Origin of the sequence: Actinomadura chokoriensis, from assembly GCF_041463665.1 — a bacterium.
Lineage (GTDB): Bacteria > Actinomycetota > Actinomycetes > Streptosporangiales > Streptosporangiaceae > Spirillospora > Spirillospora chokoriensis_A.
The window spans coordinates 63,543-82,066 of record NZ_JAXCEJ010000008.1; the positions used below are offsets into that span (position 1 = coordinate 63,543).

At 72.3% G+C, this 18,524-nt stretch carries 18 protein-coding genes; 15 read left to right on the forward strand and 3 right to left on the reverse strand.

Annotated features, from left to right (window positions below; all coding sequences use genetic code 11):
- Positions 1 to 151 precede the first annotated feature (151 nt).
- Both SM418_RS15325 and SM418_RS15330 read right to left on the reverse strand, forming a co-directional pair.
- Positions 152 to 352 (reverse strand): DUF397 domain-containing protein, encoded by a 201-nt coding sequence (locus SM418_RS15325; RefSeq protein WP_371941470.1) that lies wholly within the window; start codon positions 350 to 352, stop codon positions 152 to 154.
- Positions 349 to 1,194, reverse strand: coding sequence for a helix-turn-helix domain-containing protein (locus SM418_RS15330; protein ID WP_371941468.1), 846 nt, complete (start codon positions 1,192 to 1,194; stop codon positions 349 to 351). The genes SM418_RS15325 and SM418_RS15330 overlap by 4 nt, the downstream gene beginning before the upstream one ends.
- A 231-nt stretch (positions 1,195 to 1,425) precedes the next feature.
- Here SM418_RS15330 and SM418_RS15335 point away from each other — a divergent pair, with 231 nt between their 5' ends.
- Positions 1,426 to 2,013 (forward strand): ATP-binding protein, encoded by a 588-nt coding sequence (locus tag SM418_RS15335; protein ID WP_371941467.1) that lies wholly within the window; start codon positions 1,426 to 1,428, stop codon positions 2,011 to 2,013.
- Between the two features lie 42 nt (positions 2,014 to 2,055).
- On the opposite strand, the gene SM418_RS15340 is transcribed toward SM418_RS15335, so the two are convergent.
- On the reverse strand, positions 2,056 to 2,694 hold the full coding sequence (locus SM418_RS15340) for a TetR/AcrR family transcriptional regulator (protein ID WP_371941466.1): 639 nt from the start codon (positions 2,692 to 2,694) through the stop codon (positions 2,056 to 2,058).
- Between the two features lie 60 nt (positions 2,695 to 2,754).
- On the opposite strand from SM418_RS15340, the gene SM418_RS15345 reads away from it, so the two are divergent.
- The 14 genes from SM418_RS15345 (at position 2,755) to SM418_RS15415 (ending at position 18,365) form a co-directional block, all read left to right on the forward strand.
- The gene (locus SM418_RS15345; protein ID WP_371941464.1) at positions 2,755 to 3,390 is read left to right on the forward strand and encodes a GNAT family N-acetyltransferase; all 636 of its coding nucleotides are present in this window, start codon (positions 2,755 to 2,757) and stop codon (positions 3,388 to 3,390) included.
- The gene (locus SM418_RS15350) at positions 3,387 to 3,878 is read left to right on the forward strand and encodes a hypothetical protein (protein ID WP_371941463.1); all 492 of its coding nucleotides are present in this window, start codon (positions 3,387 to 3,389) and stop codon (positions 3,876 to 3,878) included. The genes SM418_RS15345 and SM418_RS15350 overlap by 4 nt, the downstream gene beginning before the upstream one ends.
- A 59-nt stretch (positions 3,879 to 3,937) precedes the next feature.
- A complete protein-coding gene (locus tag SM418_RS38025; protein ID WP_504230345.1) occupies positions 3,938 to 5,191 on the forward strand; it encodes a bifunctional cobalt-precorrin-7 (C(5))-methyltransferase/cobalt-precorrin-6B (C(15))-methyltransferase in 1,254 nt (417 codons plus the stop codon).
- A 52-nt stretch (positions 5,192 to 5,243) separates the two neighbouring features.
- Positions 5,244 to 5,840 (forward strand): precorrin-8X methylmutase, encoded by a 597-nt coding sequence (locus SM418_RS15365; RefSeq protein ID WP_371941462.1) that lies wholly within the window; start codon positions 5,244 to 5,246, stop codon positions 5,838 to 5,840.
- A complete protein-coding gene (gene cobC / locus SM418_RS15370; RefSeq protein ID WP_371941460.1) occupies positions 5,837 to 6,850 on the forward strand; it encodes an Rv2231c family histidinol phosphate aminotransferase CobC in 1,014 nt (337 codons plus the stop codon). The genes SM418_RS15365 and cobC overlap by 4 nt, the downstream gene beginning before the upstream one ends.
- A 16-nt stretch (positions 6,851 to 6,866) precedes the next feature.
- A complete protein-coding gene (gene cobT, locus SM418_RS15375) occupies positions 6,867 to 8,027 on the forward strand; it encodes a nicotinate-nucleotide--dimethylbenzimidazole phosphoribosyltransferase (protein WP_371941458.1) in 1,161 nt (386 codons plus the stop codon).
- 181 nt (positions 8,028 to 8,208) lie between these two features.
- Complete coding sequence (cobA, locus tag SM418_RS15380) at positions 8,209 to 9,447, forward strand: uroporphyrinogen-III C-methyltransferase (protein WP_371941456.1); 1,239 nt, start codon at positions 8,209 to 8,211, stop codon at positions 9,445 to 9,447.
- Positions 9,444 to 11,438 carry a GTPase family protein gene (locus SM418_RS15385; protein WP_371941454.1) on the forward strand — a complete coding sequence of 665 codons (1,995 nt, stop codon included), beginning with the start codon at positions 9,444 to 9,446 and terminating at the stop codon, positions 11,436 to 11,438. Before cobA ends, SM418_RS15385 begins: the two co-directional genes overlap by 4 nt.
- On the forward strand, positions 11,435 to 13,144 hold the full coding sequence (locus SM418_RS15390) for a P-loop NTPase family protein (RefSeq protein ID WP_371941452.1): 1,710 nt from the start codon (positions 11,435 to 11,437) through the stop codon (positions 13,142 to 13,144). The genes SM418_RS15385 and SM418_RS15390 overlap by 4 nt, the downstream gene beginning before the upstream one ends.
- 84 nt (positions 13,145 to 13,228) lie before the next feature.
- Positions 13,229 to 13,693, forward strand: coding sequence for a single-stranded DNA-binding protein (locus SM418_RS15395; protein WP_371941450.1), 465 nt, complete (start codon positions 13,229 to 13,231; stop codon positions 13,691 to 13,693).
- Positions 13,694 to 14,079: 386 nt separating this feature from the next.
- Complete coding sequence (locus SM418_RS15400) at positions 14,080 to 15,369, forward strand: sensor domain-containing diguanylate cyclase (protein WP_371941448.1); 1,290 nt, start codon at positions 14,080 to 14,082, stop codon at positions 15,367 to 15,369.
- Between the two features lie 147 nt (positions 15,370 to 15,516).
- Entirely contained in the window at positions 15,517 to 17,181 is a 1,665-nt protein-coding gene (ettA, locus tag SM418_RS15405) for an energy-dependent translational throttle protein EttA (protein ID WP_371941446.1), read from the forward strand.
- Positions 17,182 to 17,629: 448 nt separating this feature from the next.
- Positions 17,630 to 18,061 carry an acyl-CoA thioesterase gene (locus SM418_RS15410; protein ID WP_371941444.1) on the forward strand — a complete coding sequence of 144 codons (432 nt, stop codon included), beginning with the start codon at positions 17,630 to 17,632 and terminating at the stop codon, positions 18,059 to 18,061.
- Complete coding sequence (locus SM418_RS15415; RefSeq protein WP_371941565.1) at positions 18,054 to 18,365, forward strand: GNAT family N-acetyltransferase; 312 nt, start codon at positions 18,054 to 18,056, stop codon at positions 18,363 to 18,365. The genes SM418_RS15410 and SM418_RS15415 overlap by 8 nt, the downstream gene beginning before the upstream one ends.
- The last annotated feature ends 159 nt before the right edge of the window (positions 18,366 to 18,524 follow it).

An 18,524-nucleotide genomic window follows, 5' to 3' on the forward strand; every position in this document is an offset into this window, starting at 1 on the left:
TCGACGCACGGCGATACTAGAACAGGTTCTAGTTTCCCGGAAGGGGCGGCCGTGCTCGGACGAGGGGGCGGGCATGAAGGGGGGCGGGCATGAAGGGGGGCGGGCATGAAGGGGGGCCGCGGCGTGGCTCGCCGCGGCCCCCGGTTCACGCCTAGCTCTCCTTGATGGCGCCCAGCAGACCCCGCCAGGCGGACGGCGTCAGCACCAGTGCCGGTCCGGAGGGGTCCTTGGAGTCGCGCACCGCGCGAAGATCGCTGGACAGGGGGGTCACCTCGACGCACTGGTCGCCGCTTCCACTGCGGGAAGACTTGCGCCAGACGGCACCGGTGAGTTCGCGCTGCAAATCGGTCACGGGCTGCTCCTTGCTGCCTCGGCTATGAGGTGCGCGGAATCCTCGGGGGACAATGCGGCCGCCTCGATCCGATCGAAGCGGTCCCTATGCTTCGCTATTTCCTCGGCGCTCTCAAGGTAAACGTCGCCCATTGTGCCCTCGACATAGGCGATATCGGGGTCGGCGGAGTCCGGATACGACAATATGGTGAAACGTCCGTCGAGCCCCGCATGTGCTGCTGCTGTATATGGAAGTACCTGGATCGTCACGGTTGGGCGATTCCGCGCTGCGGTCGCGAGCGCGTCCAGCTGGGCGCGCATCACCTCCTCGCCGCCGATCGGGCGGTGCAGCACCGCCTCGTCGAAGATGACCTGCAGGCGCGGCGCGTCGGTGCGGTCCAGCAGCGCCTGCCTGATCTTGCGGGCGGCGATGCGGCGCTCGATGTCCTCCTGGGCGGGCAGCAGCCGGCCCGCGGTGATCACGGCGCGGGAGTACGGCTCGGTCTGCAGCAGCCCGTGGACGAGCTGGGGGTCCCAGGTGCGGATGTGGGACGCCTCGTCCTCCAGGGCGACGTAGCTGCCGGCGAAGACGTCCTGGTAGGCCGTCCACCAGCCGCGCTGGCCGGCCTGCCGGGCGAGGGTGATGAGCGCGTCGCGGTCCGGGCTCGGGACGCCGTAGAGATCGAGGATGTCGGCGATGTCGCCGGGTTTCGGGCGGGTCTGGCTGGTTTCGAGGCGGGAGACGGTGGCTCGCGACCAGTCCAGCCGGTCCGCGACCTCCTGCAGGGTCAAGCCCTGCTTCTCGCGCAGCTTGCGGAGCTCCCGCGCGAGGCGGCGGCCACGGACGGTGGGGCGGTAGGTCATGGGAGTGGAGTCTTGCGACTCTTGACGCCCCTCACAACGCGATTGGCGAACCCCGCGGGCAGGGCGGAGAAATTCCGGGAAGACGGTTGCGATCGTGAGAATCTCACGAGACTCTTGAATGCGTGACCGACTGGAAACCGACAGTGACCGGACAGGCGGTCGCGCGACCGGGCACGTAGACCCGCGGGAGGACCCGTGAAGAGCACCTCGGCCGACCTTACGGCGGACACCATGACCGACGCCCTGACCATGGCCGAAGGGAAGACCGTGGCCGACGCGAAGACCGTGGCCGACGCGAAGACCGTGGCCGACGCGAAGACCGTGGCCGGCGCGGCGGCGATCCCCGACCCGGCGGGAGACGGTGAGCGCCCCCCAGGCGACGGCATGCCCGGCTGGGTGTGGGCGTTGCCGGGCGGCCCGGGGTGCGCCGGCCACGCCCGGCGCGTCCTGCGGGACGCGCTCGCCTCGCTCGGCGCCTCGCCGGGCCTGATCTCGGACGCGCAGCTCATGGTGAGCGAGCTGGCGACGAACGCCCACCAGCACGCGGGCGAGCACGGCCCGCACGAGCTGTGGCTCTACCGCGGCGAGGGGCGGGCCGTGGACGAGGTCCGCTGCGCGGTCTTCGACGCGTTCGCCGACGCCGCGCTGCCCGTCTACTCGTGGACGTCCGGCGACTGCGGGCGCGGGCTGAGCATCGTGCGGGAGCTGTCCGGCGGGCGCTGGGGCACGCGGCGCACGCTCTCCCGGCTCGGCCCGCCCATCCGCGGCAAGGCCGTCTGGTTCGCGCTCCGGGGCGACGCCGACGCGCTGCCCGGCTGACCCTTTCCCCGGTGCGGCCCTTCGGGGCGCCGCAGGGTGAGGTCAGTCCTGATTCAGGGCGGGGTCCTTCTCCAGCTTCAGGGCGGGGTCCTTCTCCAGGGCGGGGCCGATGTCGCTGACCATCGTCAGCAGGGAGCGGGCGAGCAGCGTGTGCACCTGCTCGCGGTCGAGCGTCTTCTCCTGCAGCCACTGCCGCGTCGCCGCGTCCACCAGCCCGGAGTAGGTCCGCAGGACGGCGCGCAGCGTCTCGGTCGGCTCCGGCACCCGCAGCACGGCCAGCATGTGCTTGACCGCCTCGTCCTTGAACCGGTTCACGATCCGCAGGAGCTCCGGGTCCTGCCCGAAGCCCTCGGCGTCCAGCGCCGCGAACCAGGTCGTCGCGTTCTGCTCGGCCGTGTCAAGGAAGAGGTTCACCAGCAGCTCGACGGACTCGGGCAGCGTCAGCCGGTCGTCCGGCGGCGGGGCCTGCATCGCGGCGGACGCCGTCAGCCCCTGGACGACCTTGAGGAACAGTTCCCGCTTGGTCCCGAAGTAGTAGTGGATCAGGCCGCGCTGCACGCCTGTCTCGCGGGCGATCGCGGCCGTGGACACCTCGGCGTAGGGCAGCTCGGTGAACATCCGCCGAGCGATATCCAGGATCTGGGCACGCCGTTCGTCCGGGGACAGGCGCTGGTAGCTCACCGCGACAGCCTATTCTGTGCGGGCGGCCCGCGCTGTGCGGGCGGTTCGAGGGGGGCGCGCGTGAACGGCTTCGCGGGGACCGTGCGCCTGGCGGGCGAACGGCTCGTCCTCCGCCCGTTCGGCCTGGACGACGCCGCCGCGTTGATCGAGGTCATCCGGGCCAAGGAGGACTTCCTGCCGCCCAACTTCCCGACCGCGCTGGAGGCCGAGCCCATCGCCTGGTTCCTCCAGGAGGGCGTCCACAAGGTCCAGCATTTCGGCCTGGGCGTCCATCTCGCGGTGACAGAGCGTGACACCGGTGACCTCGTCGGCACCATAGGGCTCTTCAAGGTGGACTGGACGCATCTGACGTCCGAGGTCGGCTACGGGATGCGGCCAAGCGCGCGCGGGCGCGGCTACGCCACCGAGGCGCTCTGCCTGGTGTCCGACTGGGCGCTGCACGTCTGCAAGCTGTTCCGTGTGGAACTTCGCGCGATGGTCACCAACCACGCCTCGATCCGCGTCGCCGAGAAGTCCGGTTACCTGCGCGAGGGTGTCGCGCGCGGCGCCGAACGCGACCGGGACGGCGCCAACCGCGACATGATCGTCTTCAGCCGGATCGCGACCGATCCGCCGCTTTCCGGCGCGCCGTGCCCGCATCGGGACGGCGCCTCCGCGAGGCTCGTCGCCGGCGACGAGGAGGGACGGTACCAGTGACCGCTACGGAGCAGACGCTCGTGATGTACGGGGAGGCCGCGCGCGAGGCCGCACGCCGGATGCTGCCGGAGCTGCCGGAGGCGTGCTTCGTCCCGGCCGGAGCGGAGCCGGTCCGCGAGGCGGTCGGGGCCGCGGTCAAGGACGGCCTCGCGCAGATCGTCCTGGTCGCGCGCATGGACGAGCAGGTCGCCGTGCTGGGCGGCGCGGCGGGCCTGCTGGAGTCGATCACGCTCGACATGGACTGCGGGGTCGCGCTGGCCGGGAAGGTGGCGCGGGCGGCGACGGTCCAGGACGCCTACGCGCTGTGGGAGGCCGCCGGGAAACTCGGCCCGTGCGGGCGAGAGCTGTGCCGCCGGACCGCCGGTGAACTGGAACGCATCGCCGCCGCGGCCGCCGGCGCACCGGTCAGCCCGATCGCCGCCCAGGTCGTCCTGCTGGACGCGGCAGGCGAACGCATGCTCGGCATGTACGGGCGAATGGCCCGATGAGCGAGTAAGGCGTGCTCACGGTCGTCGGCTGCGATGGTTCGCCTCTTTCAGAGGCGGCCATGGCGGCGTTGCAGAACGCTGCGCTGGTGGTGGGTCAAGCTCGTCTTCTGGAGGGCCTGCCGTTGGCGCAGGACGTTCGCCAGATCGCCACAAGGGATCCGGTAGCGGCGCTGCAAGGAGTCGACGTCGCTGAGCAGGACGTCGCGCTCGTGGTGGACGGAGATCCCGGCTACTTCGGGATCGTCCGTGAACTCCTCGAACAGGGGCACGCGCCGGAAACCTTCCCTGCGATGCCGCTGGTGGCGCGGGCTTTTGCTCAAGCGGGGCTGCCCTGGGAGGACGCTCTCGTCGTCTCAGCCAAGGACGGGCATCTGAGGCAGGCCGTGAACGCGTGCCGTGCCCATCCGAAGGTCGCCGTGCTGACCGGGCCTGGGGCCGGCCCGGCAGAACTGGCGCGCGCGCTGTTCCCCGTCACTCCACGTTCGTTTGTGGTCTGTGAAGACTTGGGAGGCCCCAGAGAGCGGGTCGTCTACGTCCGTCCGGCGGAGGCGACCACCCGTCCATGGAACGACCCCGGCGTGGTGCTCGTACTGGACAATCGTCAAGCCCTGGGTGAAGCGGGTTGGGTTTCGGGGCCTGTGCGTGCTCCGGCCGGTTGGGCGTTGCCGGCGGACGCCTTCGGGGACGGCCACGGCCTGCGTCCGGACGTGCGGGCGTTCGTGCTGGCCAAGCTCGGCCCCGGGATAGGCGACATGGTGTGGGACGTGGAGTCCGGCGACGGGTCGGTGGGCATCGAGTGCGCACGCTTCGGCGCGGCCGTCGTCGCCGTCGACCGCGACTACGCGGCCTGCGAGCGCGTCCGGCAGAACGTGCGCCTGCATGGGGTCAAGGTCGCGATGGCGTCCGGGGACGTCCGGTCCAGCGCCGGCCATCTGCCCAGGCCCGACGCCGTGTTCCTCGGGCAGGGCGGGCCGGAGGCAATCCGGGCCTGCGCCGCGCTCAAGCCGGCCCGTATCGTCGCTGTCGCCGCGCCCGCCGACGCCCAGGCCATACTGGACATCCTGGACGAGCAGGGCTACCGCCCCGACGCCGTCCGGCTCCAGGCGACCCGGCTGGGCCCACCGGAACAGCCGAACCCGCCGGAGCCGTCGGAGCGGTCCGGAGACCCGGTGATCATCGTCTGGGGTGAACGGGACGCCCGGCCGCTCGTACGACGTCCGTCCGGGACTAATCGCCCCATCGAGACCATCTCGCCTCCACCCGGTGAGCCGGGCATACCTACCCGCCTGGACGTATCTCACCGCAAGGCGTGAAACCCTGGTAGTCCGTCCGGAGGCACGTGTCCGGAGCACTGGAGGAGCGCAGTTGACCGTCCGTCAGCCCCACCCGATCGAGGTCCGGTCGTATGAGATCCTGCGGTCCCGCGTCGACCTGTCGCCGATGCCGCCGCTGTGGCGGGCCGTCGCCGAGCGGGTGATCCACGCGACCGCCGACCTGGAGTACGCGGTGGACCTGCTGACCAGGGAGGAGCACCTCGACCAGGGCTGGGCCGCGCTGCGCGGCGGGGCGCCGATCGTCACCGACGAGGGCATGGTCGCCGCCGGGATCACCGCCCGCGAGACCGTCTGCCACGCCGCCGACCCGGCCGCCGCCCGGATGGCGCGCGCCGCCGCCATCACCCGGTCGGCCGCCGCCGTCCGGCTGTCGTACTCCGAGGTCGGGCCGGGCGCGGTCTGGGTGGTCGGCTCCGCCCCCGAGGCGATCTTCGAGATCATCGCCCGGCGGGTGAGCCCCGCGCTGGTCATCGGCATGCCGGTCGGGTTCGTCGGCGCCCGCGAGGCCAAGGAGGCGCTGCGCGCCAGCGGGCTGCCGCAGCTCAGCAACGCCTCGGAGAAGGGCGGGTCCGCGGTCGCGGCGGCCGCCGTCAACGCGCTCCTGTACTACGAGGCGGGCCGCCCATGAACGTCGACCTGCGCCATCATGGGGACGCGGAGGTCGGCGAGGGGCTCGCCGACTTCGCCGTCAACGTCCGGACGGGCACGCCCCCGGAGTGGCTCGCCGCCCGGATCCGGGCGTCCGTCGCGGACCTCGCCGCCTACCCCGACCCGCGTCCGGCCCGCCGGGCGGTCGCGCGGCGGCACGGCAGGTCCGTCGAGGAGGTGCTGCTGACCGCCGGCGCCGCGGAGGCGTTCGTCCTGCTCGCGCGGGTCCTCGCGCCGCAGCGGGCGGTGGTGGTCCATCCCCAGTTCACCGAGCCCGAGGCCGCGCTGCGGGTCGCCGGGCACGAGGTGGAGCGGGTGATCCTCGGCAAGGACTTCACCCTCGATCCCGGACTCGTCCCGGACGAGGCCGACCTCGTCGTGGTCGGCAACCCGACCAATCCCACCTCGGTGCTTCATCCGGCCGACGCTGTCGTCGCCCTCGCCAGGCCCGGCCGGACGGTCGTCGTGGACGAAGCGTTCATGGACTGCGTCCCAGGCGAACCGGAGTCCCTCGCCAGCCGGCTCCCCGCCGGGATCGTGGTCATCCGGTCCCTTACCAAGACATGGGGGCTCGCTGGGCTCCGCGCGGGCTACATCTTGGCCGACCCCCATCTGGTGGGACGGCTCGCAGCAGCACAGCCGCTCTGGGCGGTGTCCACGCCCGCGCTCGTCGCCGTCGAAGCCTGCTCCGCACCAGAGGCCCTCGCCGAGGCCGAGGAATGGGCAGTCGAACTCGGCATCGAACGTGACCGGCTGGCGGCAGAGTTCAGCGGACGTGGCCTCTATATCGTCCCTGAAGCGCGAGCCTCGTTCCTCTGCCTGCGCGTACCGGACGCCCTCGGCATCAGGGCCCTGCTAAGGCAGCGTGGTTACGCCGTAAGGCGCGGTGACACGTTCCCAGGGCTCGGCTCCGACTGGCTGCGCATCGCCGTGCGCGACCGTCCGGCCAATGACCAGCTGCTGGAAGTGCTCGGCGAGCTCGGTATCTGACCTTGGAAAGGACGCTGTGGACCTGATCGACGAGACCATCGCCGCCATCCGCCCGCTGGACGGGGCGGCCATGCGGGACGCCCGCGACCACCAGGCGCGGCTCACCAAGCCGCCCGGTTCCCTCGGCGTCCTGGAAGAGGTGTCGGTCAGGCTCGCCGGGCTGGCAGGGCAGTGCCCGCCGCCGCTGCCCGAGCCCGCCGCCGTCGCGGTCTTCGCCGCCGACCACGGCGTCCACGCCCAGGGCGTCACCCCGTGGCCGCAAGAGGTCACCGCGCAGATGGTGGCCAACTTCCTCGCCGGCGGAGCCGTGGTCAACGCGTTCGCCGCCCAGGTCGGCGCCCGGGTCAGCGTGGTCGACGTCGGTGTCGCCACCGAACTGGACGGCACCGAACCGGACGGCACCGAACCGGACGGCACCGAACCGGACGGCACGGGGGCGGGCGACGCCCCCGGTCTGCTCCGGCGCAAGATCGCGGCCGGCACCGCGGACATGACGGCCGGGCCCGCGATGACCGCCGGCGAGGCCCGCCGCGCGGTCGAGACCGGTATCGAGGTCGCGCGCGAACTGGCCGCGGACGGCGCCGGGTGCCTGATCGCCGGGGACATGGGGATCGCCAACACCACCGCGTCCGCCGCGCTGATCGCCGCGTTCACGGGCCTGCCCCCGGAGGACGTCACCGGCCGCGGCACCGGCATCGACGACGCCACCCACGCGCACAAGGTCGAGATCGTCCGCGCGGCCCTCGCCCGGCACGGCCTGGCGGCCGGGCACGGCGCGGCGCCGATGGAGACCCTCGCCGCGGTCGGCGGGCTGGAGCACGCCGCGATCGCCGGATTCGTCCTCGGCGCGGCCGCGCTGCGCGTCCCGGTCGTCCTCGACGGGGTGATCGCCGGCGCCGCCGCTCTGGCGGCCGCCGCGCTGTGCCCGGACGCCCTCGGCGGGTGCGTCGCCGGGCACCGCTCGGCCGAGCCCGGCCACGCCGCCGCCCTGCGGGCCCTCGGCCTGCGGCCGCTCGTCGACCTGGAGCTCCGGCTCGGCGAGGGGACCGGCGCGCTGCTGGCGTTGCCGCTGGTCCAGGGCGCGGTGCGGGTCCTGCACGAGGTCGCGACGTTCGACTCGGCCGGCGTGAGCGAGAAGTCCGGCGGGGCCGAAGAGGACGGATCCGGACGGCCGTAACAACGCGATCACGGCTTGAGCCCGCTCGGCTATCGACTGGGCGGAGCCCCTCTCCACGGACTCCATAACCCGAGTACCTTTGTTCCACAAAGAGACTTGCCGGTCACCGTCGTCCAGAAGATCCCAGCCCGCGAACAACCGCACGTCGCCGTCCACCGCCACCGACCGAGAGAACCACCACGTGCCCCCGTACCTGCTAGGCCTGCGACTCGGCGGGCGACGCGTCCTCGTCGTCGGCGGGGGCCGGGTCGCCCAGCGCCGCGTGCCCGCGCTGCTGGACGCGGGCGCCGACGTCGTGCTGGTGTCGCCCGAGGTCACCGCCACCCTGCAGGGCCTCGCCGAACGCGGCCGGATCACCTGGCACCGGCGGCCCTACGAGCGCGGCGACTGCGCGGGCGCCTGGCTGGTGCAGGCCGTCACCGACGACGCCAAGGTCAACGGCGACGTGGTCGCGGAGGCCGACGCCGCGCGGATCTGGTCGGTCCGGGCCGACGACGCCGAGTCGTCCCCCGCCTGGACGCCCGCGAGCGGGCACGCGGGCGACGCGACCGTCGGCGTGCTGCTCGGCGGCGACCCCCGGCGCGCCGCCGGCATCCGCGACGCCGTGGTGGAGGGCATCCGCGACGGCGCCCTCGAATCCCGGCACTCGCGGCGCAAGCCCGCCGGTGTCGCGCTCGTCGGCGGCGGGCCGGGCGACCCCGGCCTGATCACCGTGCGCGGCCGGCAGCTGCTCGCCATGGCCGACGTCGTCGTCACCGACCGGCTCGCCCCCGGCGGCCTGCTGGACGAGCTGGCCGCCGACGTCGAGGTGATCGACGCCGCCAAGATCCCCTACGGGCGGACGGTCACCCAGGACCGCATCAACGAGTACCTGGTCGAACACGCGCGGCAGGGCCGCTTCGTCGTCCGGCTCAAGGGCGGCGACCCGTTCGTGTTCGGGCGCGGCGGCGAGGAGGCCCTGTACTGCGCTCGCCACGGCGTCCCCGTCACGGTCGTCCCCGGCATCACCAGTGCGGTCGCCGTCCCGTCCGCCGCGGGCATCCCGGTCACGCACCGGGGCGTGTCGCAGGAGTTCCACGTCGTCTCCGCGCACGTCCCGCCGGGCCACCCCGGCTCGACCGTCGACTGGGCGGCGCTGGGGCGCGCGAGCGGCACGATCGTCCTGCTCATGGCGGTGGAGCGGATGGAACTCATCGCATCGGCCCTCATGCGCTATGGTCGATCGTCCGACACGCCGGTGGCGGTGGTACAGGACGGCACTCTGCCCGGCCAGCGGGCGCTGACGGCGACGCTGGGCACGGTGGCCGGAGCGATGGCCGCCGACGAGGTCCGGCCCCCGGCGATCGTGGTCGTCGGCGACGTGGTCGACGTTGCACGAGAGATCGACATGATTCGAGCGGACATGGGACGGGATCCGTGACACCCCCGGCAGAGCGAAGCGCGGTCCACGACGAGGAGGCCGCCGGCCGGGGACGCGGGATCGAGGACTCCGCAGCACCCGGCCAGGAGGCCATGCCCGAGAGGGGCGCCGTGCCCGACAAGGACACCCCCGACACCCCCGACACCCCCGGAACTCCCGAGACCCCGGACCCGCCCGAGCAGGGCGCCGCGTCCGGCAAGGCCAAGACCAGGGCTGAGACCAAGACCGAGGCCAAGGCTGAGACCAAGGCCAGGACCGGCCGGCGGCGCGCCCCGCGCACCGGCGGCGGGCCCGGCGCCGCGACGATCCGGCAGGGCGAGCTGATCCGGGCCCTGACCGCGCTCCGCGAGCAGCTCGGCGCGTTCGACCTGCTACTGGACGTTCCCGGCGTCCAGGAGGCCCGCGAGGCCCGCGACGAGCTGCGCGGCCAGCTGGAGGACTACGTCCTCCCGCGCATCCAGGCCGCCGGGGCCCCGATGCTCGTGGTGCTCGGCGGGTCGACCGGCGCGGGCAAGTCCACGCTGGTCAACACGCTCGTGGGCGCCCGGGTGAGCGCCACCGGGGTGCTCCGCCCGACCACCAGCAGCCCCATCCTGGTCTGCCACCCCGACCACACGGAGTGGTTCATGGACGGGCCGATGCTGCCCGGCATGGGACGGGTCCGCGGCCCCGCGCCCGACGCCATCGCCGGCGACCAGTTGGTCATCATCGACAGCGACGTCCTCCCGCCCGGCCTCGCCCTGCTCGACAGCCCCGACTTCGACTCCGTCTTCGAAGACCACTACGAGTTCGCCACCAAGCTCATGGCCGCCGCCGACCTGTGGCTGTGCGTCACCACCGCCGCCCGGTACGCCGACGCCCAGGTGTGGCAGATGCTCCAGCGCGCCAAGGAGAACGGCGCCACGATCGGCGTCATCCTGTCCCGCGTCCCGGACGGCGCCGGCGAGGAGGTCGTCGAGCACTTCGGCGAGATGCTGGACGAGCACGAGGTCGGCGACGCCCAGCGCTTCACCATCCCCGAGACCCGCATCGAGAACAGCCGGCTCCCCGAGGAGACCGTCGAGAACATCCGCGACTGGCTGACCGGCGTCGCCGAGGACGTCGAGGACCGCGAGATCGTCATCAGCGACACCCTCGCCGCCGTCCTGGACAGCCTCCGCACCCGCGTCCCCGAACTCGCCCGGCAGGTCGAGGCGCAGGTCGAGCAGCGCGCCGAGCTGGCCCGCGAGGTCGAGGCCGGGTACGGCACCGCCCTCGCCGAGCTGGACGAGGCCACCCGCAACGGCTCGCTGCTGCGCGGCGAGGTCCTCGCCCGCTGGCAGGACTTCGCCGGCACCGGCGACCTGCTGAAGGCCCTGCACGTCCAGCGGTCCCGGCGCCGGGCCGCGGGCCGCCGCGCGGGCCGGCGCAGCCCCGCCCGCGTCCGCGCGCTCAAGGCGGCGCTGCGCAGCGGGCTCGAATCACTGATCATGGCGTCCGCCGAGCACGGCGCCGAGGACGTCATCGCGCGCTGGCGCGCCCACCCGGCCGGACGGCAGGTCCTCGCCGGGGTGGACGCCGACCTCGCGCACGTCTCCCCGGAGCTGTCGCGCCGCGTCACCCGGGCCGTCAGCTCCTGGCAGGACCACGTCCAGGAGCTGATCCGCACCGAGGGCGTCACCAAGCGCTCGGTCGCGAAGCTGGTCTCGTTCGACACCGAGGCGGTCTCGCTCGTCCTGATGATCGGCCTGCTCGGCTACGGCACGTCCGACGTGGCCGTCGAGGGCGGCACGAGCGCCGTCCCGCAGCGGCTGCTGAAGGCGCTGTTCGGCGCCGAGTCGCTGCGCGGCATGGGCGCCAAGGCCCGCGCCGACCTGCGCAGCCGCATCGGGATGCTGTTCGACGAGGAGGCCATCCGGTTCGGGCAGGTGCTCGACTCGGCGGGCATCCCGGACGAGACCGTCCCCGTCCAGCTGTACCAGGCCACCTACAACCTCGAGGTCGCCCGATGACCACCTCGGCCATCCCCGCGAACCCGCCGACGGGAACCGGCGGGATCCCGGCCGTCGGCGAGCCCTTGCCCGGCGCCGCCGCCGAGCCCGCCGGCCCGCCCGCGCTGGTCGACCGGCTCGACGCGCTCGACCGGCTCGTCCAGGCCGGCTTCGGGCGGCTCGACGAGCCCGTCCTCGACGACGCCGGGGCGCTGCTCGACCGGGCCGGCCAGCGGCTCCGGCTGTCCGGCGACCACACCATCGTGACCCTCGCCGGCGGCACGGGGAGCGGCAAGTCCTCCCTGTTCAACGCCATCTGCGGGCTCGAACTGTCGCCCACCGGCCTGCGCCGCCCGATGACGTCCAAGGCCCACTCCTGCGTCTGGGGGCTGGACGGCGCCGGGCCGCTGCTCGACTGGCTCGACGTCGACAAGCGGCACCGGTACGCCCGCGCCAGCGCCCTCGACATGGAGCGCGCCGACGCCGGCCTGCAGGGCCTCGTCCTGATCGACCTGCCCGACCACGACTCCATCCAGGCCGTCCACCGGGCCGAGGTCGACCGGTTCGTCACCATCGCCGACCTGCTGGTGTGGGTCGTCGACCCGCAGAAGTACGCCGACGCCGCGCTGCACCGCAACTACATCGTCCCGTTCGCCCGGCACACCGGCGTCACCCTGATCGTCCTCAACCAGGTCGACCGGCTCGCCCCGCACGAGATCGACGACTGCGTCGCCGACCTGCGCCGCCTCCTGGAGGCCGAGGGCCTCGCCGACCCGCGGATCGTGACCGCGTCCGCCGTCGCCGAGGACGGCGTGCACGGCTTCCGCGACATCCTCATCGACACCGTCGCGGCCCGCCGCGCCCGCACCGAGCGGCTGTCGGCCGACGTCGACCGGGTCGCCGAGCGGTTCACCGCCTACCGCTTCGAGGCCGAGCCGCCGACCACCGTCGACGACGGCCACCGCGCCGAGCTGATCCAGGCCCTGACCGACGCCGCCGGCGCGCCCGCCGTCGCCGAGGCCATGGAGAGCGCCTACGAGCTGCGCGCGGCCGACTTCGTCGGCTGGCCCATCGCCGCCATCGTCAACCGGCTGCGCTCGGACCCGCTGCGCCGGATGCGCCTCACCGAGCTGCGCGAGGAACTCCGCAACGCCTTCACCGGTCCGATCGGCGCCCAGCAGGGCGACGTCGACAACGCGCTCCAGGGCGTCACCGAGGGCCTGACCCCCGAGCTCCCGACCCACTGGGGGCGCTCCCTCCGCGCGGCGGCCCGCTCCCACGCGACCGAGATCCCCGAGGCGCTCGGCGAGTCCCTCAAGGAGGCCCTGCCCACCTTCAACACGGTTCCGCGCTGGTGGTGGCTGGTCAAGACGTGGCAGTACTTCCTCGTCCTGGTCGCCGTCCTCAGCATCGTGTGGATCGGCTTCCTCGTCGCCTACGGCGTACTGGACGTCGGCGGCGACGACCCGGGCGGCCTGGTCGGGCAGGCGGGCCTGATCCCGTACGTGGCCGTCCTGGTCGTGTGCACCCTCGGGATGGGGTGGCTCACCGCGTCCGCCTGCCGCAACCTGGTCGCGCTCTCGTCGGCCAAACACGGCGACAAGATGGAGCACCACATGCGGCAGGGCATCGAGCGCGTCGCGTTCGAGAAGGTCGTCGAGCCCATCGAGGACGACCTGGAGGTCTACGCCCGCTTCCGCGCGGACGTGGACGTGGCCCTCGGCTGAGTTATCCACAGTTCCGCGACCCGCCGCCGGGCGGGTCGCGGCTGCGTCACCGTTGATCTCGTAAGCGAGACAACGGAGGTCGCAGTGAACGAGGCGCATGTCACCATCACCGGCTGGGTCGCCGCGGAGCCCCGCTACGCCGTAACGGCCAACGGAACCCCTTTCCTGTCGTTAAGGGTCGGCTGCACGCCCCGCCGCTTCGACCGCCAGACCAACCAGTGGCAGGACGACGAGTCCCTGTTCGTGACCGTCAACTGCTGGCGGAACCTCGCCGAGAACGTCAACGCGTCCGAACTGCAGCGCGGAACGCCGGTCCTGCTCACCGGCCGCCTTCGGATCCGCCAGTACGAGCGCGACGACCAGTGGCGCTTCTCCGCCGAGATCGAGGCCATCACCGTCGGCCCCGACCTGAACCGGGGCACCGTCGACTACCGTCCCGCCCAGCGCAGCGGCCCTCTCACCGACGAAGACCGCCAACTGGCCCGCGACACCGCCGACCAGTGGGCCCTGACGGCCCCCGTAGAGGAGGAGGAACCCAAAGCCGCCTGATCTTCGGGTGCCTCGCCTCTCGCGGGCGCCGGGGCGCTGGGTCGCGGCGGCGGTGAGGCGGAGCATCATCTCCGGCGAGGTGACGTGGAGGCGTCTTCGCGGGGGCGGCCCCCCGCGGGGCGGTCGGGGGGAGCGGGGGCGGGGCCGACGAGGTCGCCGGTCTGCGCCCCCTCACCGTCGGGGTTCGGCGGCCTGGTCAGATCCAGGAAATGCCGCGCATGGCGATATCCCCCTCAGGATGCGCTGAGCGCCGCGGATGCCGCGGGCCCGGATGCGGTGGCCGGAACGTCACCCGCATGTGCCTTCCCGAACGTACCTGTTTCACGCCCGTTCCGCACACGTTGCAACTATCGTGTTACACAACGTGATGCATGTAAGGGGGAAGGATGACGGCAGTGCAGTCGTCCGCCGAGGATCGTGGTGGGGAGCTGGCCGGCAGGCCGGGGCGCCGGTCAAGACCGGGGCGTACGTCCCTGCTCGTGGTCTACGTCCCGGTGGTCGTCGCCGTCCATCTCGGGCTCACGGTCGCGGGGCTGCTGAACACCCCGTTCCGGGGCGGTGATCTGATGACGTTCGCGGCCCTGCTGGCGTGCGGGGGGATGTGCATCGAGGCGACCCGGCGGCTCGGCATGCCGGCGGGCGTCGCCCGCGACCTGCTGTCGGCCTGGTGGCTGCCGGTCGCGCTGCTGCTGCCGCCGGTGTACGCGCTGCTGATCCCGCTGCCGGTGCAGGCGCTGCTGCAGTTCCGCGTGCGCCGGACGCTGATCTACCGGCGGGCGGTGGTCGCCGCGGCGCTCGGGATCGCGGGCGCCTGCGCGTCCACGGTGTTCCACCTGGTGGTGGCCGAGCCGCTGGAGGGGGCGCCGCAGTGGGTCGTCGAGGCCTGCCCGGGCATCCCGGCGGCGGCCGGATGCGCGGCCCTGTTCACGGTGGTGAACGCGGCGATCGTCGCGGTCGCGGCGCACGCGGCGAACCCCGAGAGCCGCTGGCGGGACGTCCTGTGGACCCGCGAGAGCCTGCTGCTGGACGTGGTGGAGCTGTGCGTGGGCATCCTCGTGGCGATCACCAGCGCGGTGTCGCTCGGCCTGCTGCTCCTGGCGCTGCCCCCCGTGATGCTGCTGCAGCGCAGCCTGATGCACCAGCAGTTGCAGGCCGCCGCGCGCACGGACGCCAAAACGGGCCTCCTGAACGCGTCGGCGTGGCAGCGCGAGGCCGACACCGAGCTGTCCAGAGCGCAGCGCACCCACGACGCCGTCGCCCTGCTCCTGATCGACATCGACCACTTCAAGAGGGTCAACGACACCCATGGCCACCTGATCGGCGACCAGGTCCTCGTGGGGGTGGCGACCACCCTGTGCCACCAGTTGCGCGACTACGACGTGGTGGGCAGGTTCGGCGGCGAGGAGTTCGTGGTCCTCCTGCCGGGCGCCGACACCGTGGAGGCGTGCCGCGTCGCCGAGCGCCTCCGCGGCCGCGTCCGCAGGCTCGCCGTACCGGCCGAGGAGGGCACCGTCACCGTCACCGTCTCCGTCGGGGTCGCCCTGTTCCGCACCCACGGCCAGGACCTCCTGGAACTCCTCGCCGTGGCCGACCTGGCCTTGTACCGTGCCAAGTCGTCCGGCCGCGACAGAGTCTGCCTGCCGGCGCTGGAAGGCCCGAGGACGTCCGGCCGTTGAGCCTCCGCCGGTGAGCCTCCGGGTCGTCCGGTCGCTGGAAGGGCCGGGAGGCTCGGCGTGGGGCGGCCTCGTTTGCTCCGCGAGGAACACGCTCGTGCGCGGCCGTAGGCGACGAAGCGGTGCCCGGGACCCTCTAGGCTTGAGGATATGGCCGAGTACATCTACACGATGCAGCGTGTGCGCAAGGCGCATGGCGACAAGGTCGTCCTGGACGACGTCACCCTGCATTTCCTCCCGGGCGCGAAGATCGGCGTCCTGGGGCCGAACGGCACCGGTAAGTCGACGCTGCTGCGGATGATGGCCGGTCTGGAGCAGCCGTCCAACGGCGACGCGCGCCTCATGCCGGGCTTCACCGTCGGCATGCTGCAGCAGGAGCCGCCGCTGAACGAGGAGAAGGACGTCCTCGGGAACGTGCAGGAGGGCGTCGCCGAGACCAAGGCGATGGTCGACCGGTTCAACGAGATCGCCGAGAAGATGGCGACGGACTACTCCGACGAGCTGATGGAGGAGATGGGCAAGCTCCAGGAGCAGCTCGACCACCGCAACGCGTGGGACCTCGACAGCCAGCTCGAGCAGGCGATGGACGCGCTGCGCTGCCCGCCCCCGGACGCCGACGTGACGAAGCTGTCGGGTGGTGAGCGCCGGCGCGTCGCGCTCTGCAAGCTCCTGCTCGAAGCGCCCGACCTGCTGCTGCTGGACGAGCCCACCAACCACCTGGACGCGGAGAGCGTGCAGTGGCTTGAGCAGTTCCTCGCCAAGTACGAGGGCACCGTTCTGGCCGTCACCCACGACCGGTACTTCCTCGACAACGTCGCCACCTGGATCCTGGAGCTGGACCGGGGACGCTGCTACCCGTACGAGGGCAACTACTCCGTCTACCTGGAGAAGAAGGCCGAGCGCCTCAAGGTCGAGGGCAACAAGGACGCCAAGCGCAAGAAGCGCCTCCAGGAAGAGCTGGAGTGGGTCCGCTCGAACCCGAAGGCGCGGCAGACCAAGAGCAAGGCCCGCCTGGAGCGCTACGAGGAGATGGCCGCCGAGGCCGACAAGACCCGCAAGCTGGACTTCGAGGAGATCCAGATCCCGCCGGGCCCCCGTCTCGGCACCACGGTGATCGTCGCGAACAAGCTCACGAAGGGCTTCGACGACCGCGTCCTGATGGACGACCTGACGTTCAACCTGCCCCCCAACGGCATCGTCGGCGTCATCGGCCCGAACGGCGTCGGCAAGACCACGCTCTTCCGCATGGTCGTCGGCGAGGAGCAGCCCGACGCGGGCGAGCTGCGGATCGGTGAGACGGTCAAGGTCTCCTACGTCGACCAGGGCCGCGGCGGCATCGACCCCAAGAAGACGGTGTGGCAGGTCGTCTCGGACGGTCTCGACCACATCAACGTCGGCCAGGTCGAGATGCCGTCCCGTGCCTATGTCGCCGCGTTCGGCTTCAAGGGCCCCGACCAGCAGAAGCCGTCGGGCGTCCTCTCCGGCGGTGAGCGCAACCGCCTCAACCTGGCGCTGACCCTCAAGCAGGGCGGCAACGTCCTCCTGCTGGACGAGCCGACCAACGACCTGGACACCGAGACCCTGTCCAGCCTGGAGAACGCGCTCCTCGAATTCCCCGGCTGCGCCGTGATCACCTCGCACGACCGCTGGTTCCTGGACCGCATCGCCACCCACATTCTCGCGTGGGAGGAGGGCTCGAACTGGTTCTGGTTCGAGGGCAACTTCGCCGACTACGAGAAGAACAAGATCGAGCGCCTGGGCGCGGACGCCGCCCGCCCCCACCGGGTGACCCACCGCAAGCTGACCCGCGACTGATCACCGGTAGACGCACCGCCGGTAGACGCGCCACCGGCCGCGTGATCCCCAGGGTCACGCGGCCGTCGCGTTCCTGAAGGCGCCTTGTACGCGGCGCCTGCTCCAGCCCCACCGTCCGGCCGGAAGGTGGGGTGAGCGCCGGGCTCCTACCCGAACGTCCCGATCAGGGATCTTGCCTTGGGGCTTGTACAGCCGTTCCTCTGCCCGCCCGCGTTCTGCCTGGAGGCAGCGGGGGCGCATGCCCGGCTCGAAAAGTCGACGACGCCGAGTTGGCCAGCCGGGTGGCCATGCGGTACCCGATCCCCGGCTGGACGTCCGACCCGAAACGACCCTGCCTCGACCCGAAACGACCCTGCCTCGACTGGATGCGACCCTGCCTCGACCGGGACTGAACCTGCTGCGGGTAACATCGGGGCCGACCCCGGTTCCCGAACCCCCAGGCGAGGACATGCAGCGGACGCCTCCGGCCGAATACCGTCACGTGTACGAGTTCAACATCCGGTTCGGCGACATCGACTCCCAGGGCCATGTGAACAACGTCAAGTTCCTCGGCTACCTGGAGGACGCGCGCCTGGAGATGTTCCACGGCGACCCGGTGCGCAAGGGCGAGGAGCCCGTCCGCGGCATGGTGATCTCGCGGCACGAAGTCGACTACCGCCTGCCGCTGCTGCCGACCGTCTATCCGATCCGGGTCGAGACGTGGGTGACCGAGGCCCGCGCCGCCTCGTTCAAGCTCGCCTACGAGGTGCGCGACGACGAGAACGTGTACGCGGAGGCGACCTCGACGCTCGTCGCGTTCGACGTGGAGGCGAACCGGCTGCGGCGTTTCACACCGGAGGAGCGCGAGTTCATCGGGCGCTACGTGGCGCCCACTGCATGACGGCGCTCGCCGGGCCGCCGCCCGCACTGGAGCGGCTCCAGCCCGGTGTGCGGCTCCGCGTTCTCCAGATGGCGGTGTCGCCACAGAGGCGCTGAGGCAGGCGCTGGACGTGGCGTTCGGCGCGCTTCGGCTGCACCGTGTCGAGGCGTTCACGCGGGTCGACAACCATGCGTCCCAGCGCGTCCTGCGGAAGAACGGTTTCACGGCGGTCGGGACGTCCCGCCGTCACATCCACCTGGACGGCCGCTGGCACGACGAGCGCCTTTTCGAGTGCCTGGCCCATGGGACGACGGCGTGGCGCTGACCCCGCCGCTGAACCGCTCCCGAGCCGCCTCCGACCGCCTGAACCGCGCCTGAACCCGCCGGTGCGCGCCGCGCTCCTTCCCGTCCGGGCCGGTGACAACCGGGCCGTCACGGATAGGTAACAAGCGCCACAGCAATCCGTTTTGGGCCCGCTTCTCCC

What these genes read in the sequence shown, in the direction of transcription:
- SM418_RS15330 (WP_371941468.1), bottom strand. Translation starts at nt 1,194, where the DNA reads ATGACCTACCGCCCCACCGTCCGTGGCCGCCGCCTCGCGCGGGAGCTC.
- SM418_RS15335 (WP_371941467.1), top strand. Translation starts at nt 1,426, where the DNA reads ATGACCGACGCCCTGACCATGGCCGAAGGGAAGACCGTGGCCGACGCG.
- SM418_RS38025 (WP_504230345.1), top strand. Translation starts at nt 3,938, where the DNA reads ATGGCGGCGTTGCAGAACGCTGCGCTGGTGGTGGGTCAAGCTCGTCTT.
- cobC (WP_371941460.1), top strand. Translation starts at nt 5,837, where the DNA reads ATGAACGTCGACCTGCGCCATCATGGGGACGCGGAGGTCGGCGAGGGG.
- SM418_RS15390 (WP_371941452.1), top strand. Translation starts at nt 11,435, where the DNA reads ATGACCACCTCGGCCATCCCCGCGAACCCGCCGACGGGAACCGGCGGG.
- SM418_RS15400 (WP_371941448.1), top strand. Translation starts at nt 14,080, where the DNA reads ATGACGGCAGTGCAGTCGTCCGCCGAGGATCGTGGTGGGGAGCTGGCC.
- ettA (WP_371941446.1), top strand. Translation starts at nt 15,517, where the DNA reads ATGGCCGAGTACATCTACACGATGCAGCGTGTGCGCAAGGCGCATGGC.
- SM418_RS15410 (WP_371941444.1), top strand. Translation starts at nt 17,630, where the DNA reads ATGCAGCGGACGCCTCCGGCCGAATACCGTCACGTGTACGAGTTCAAC.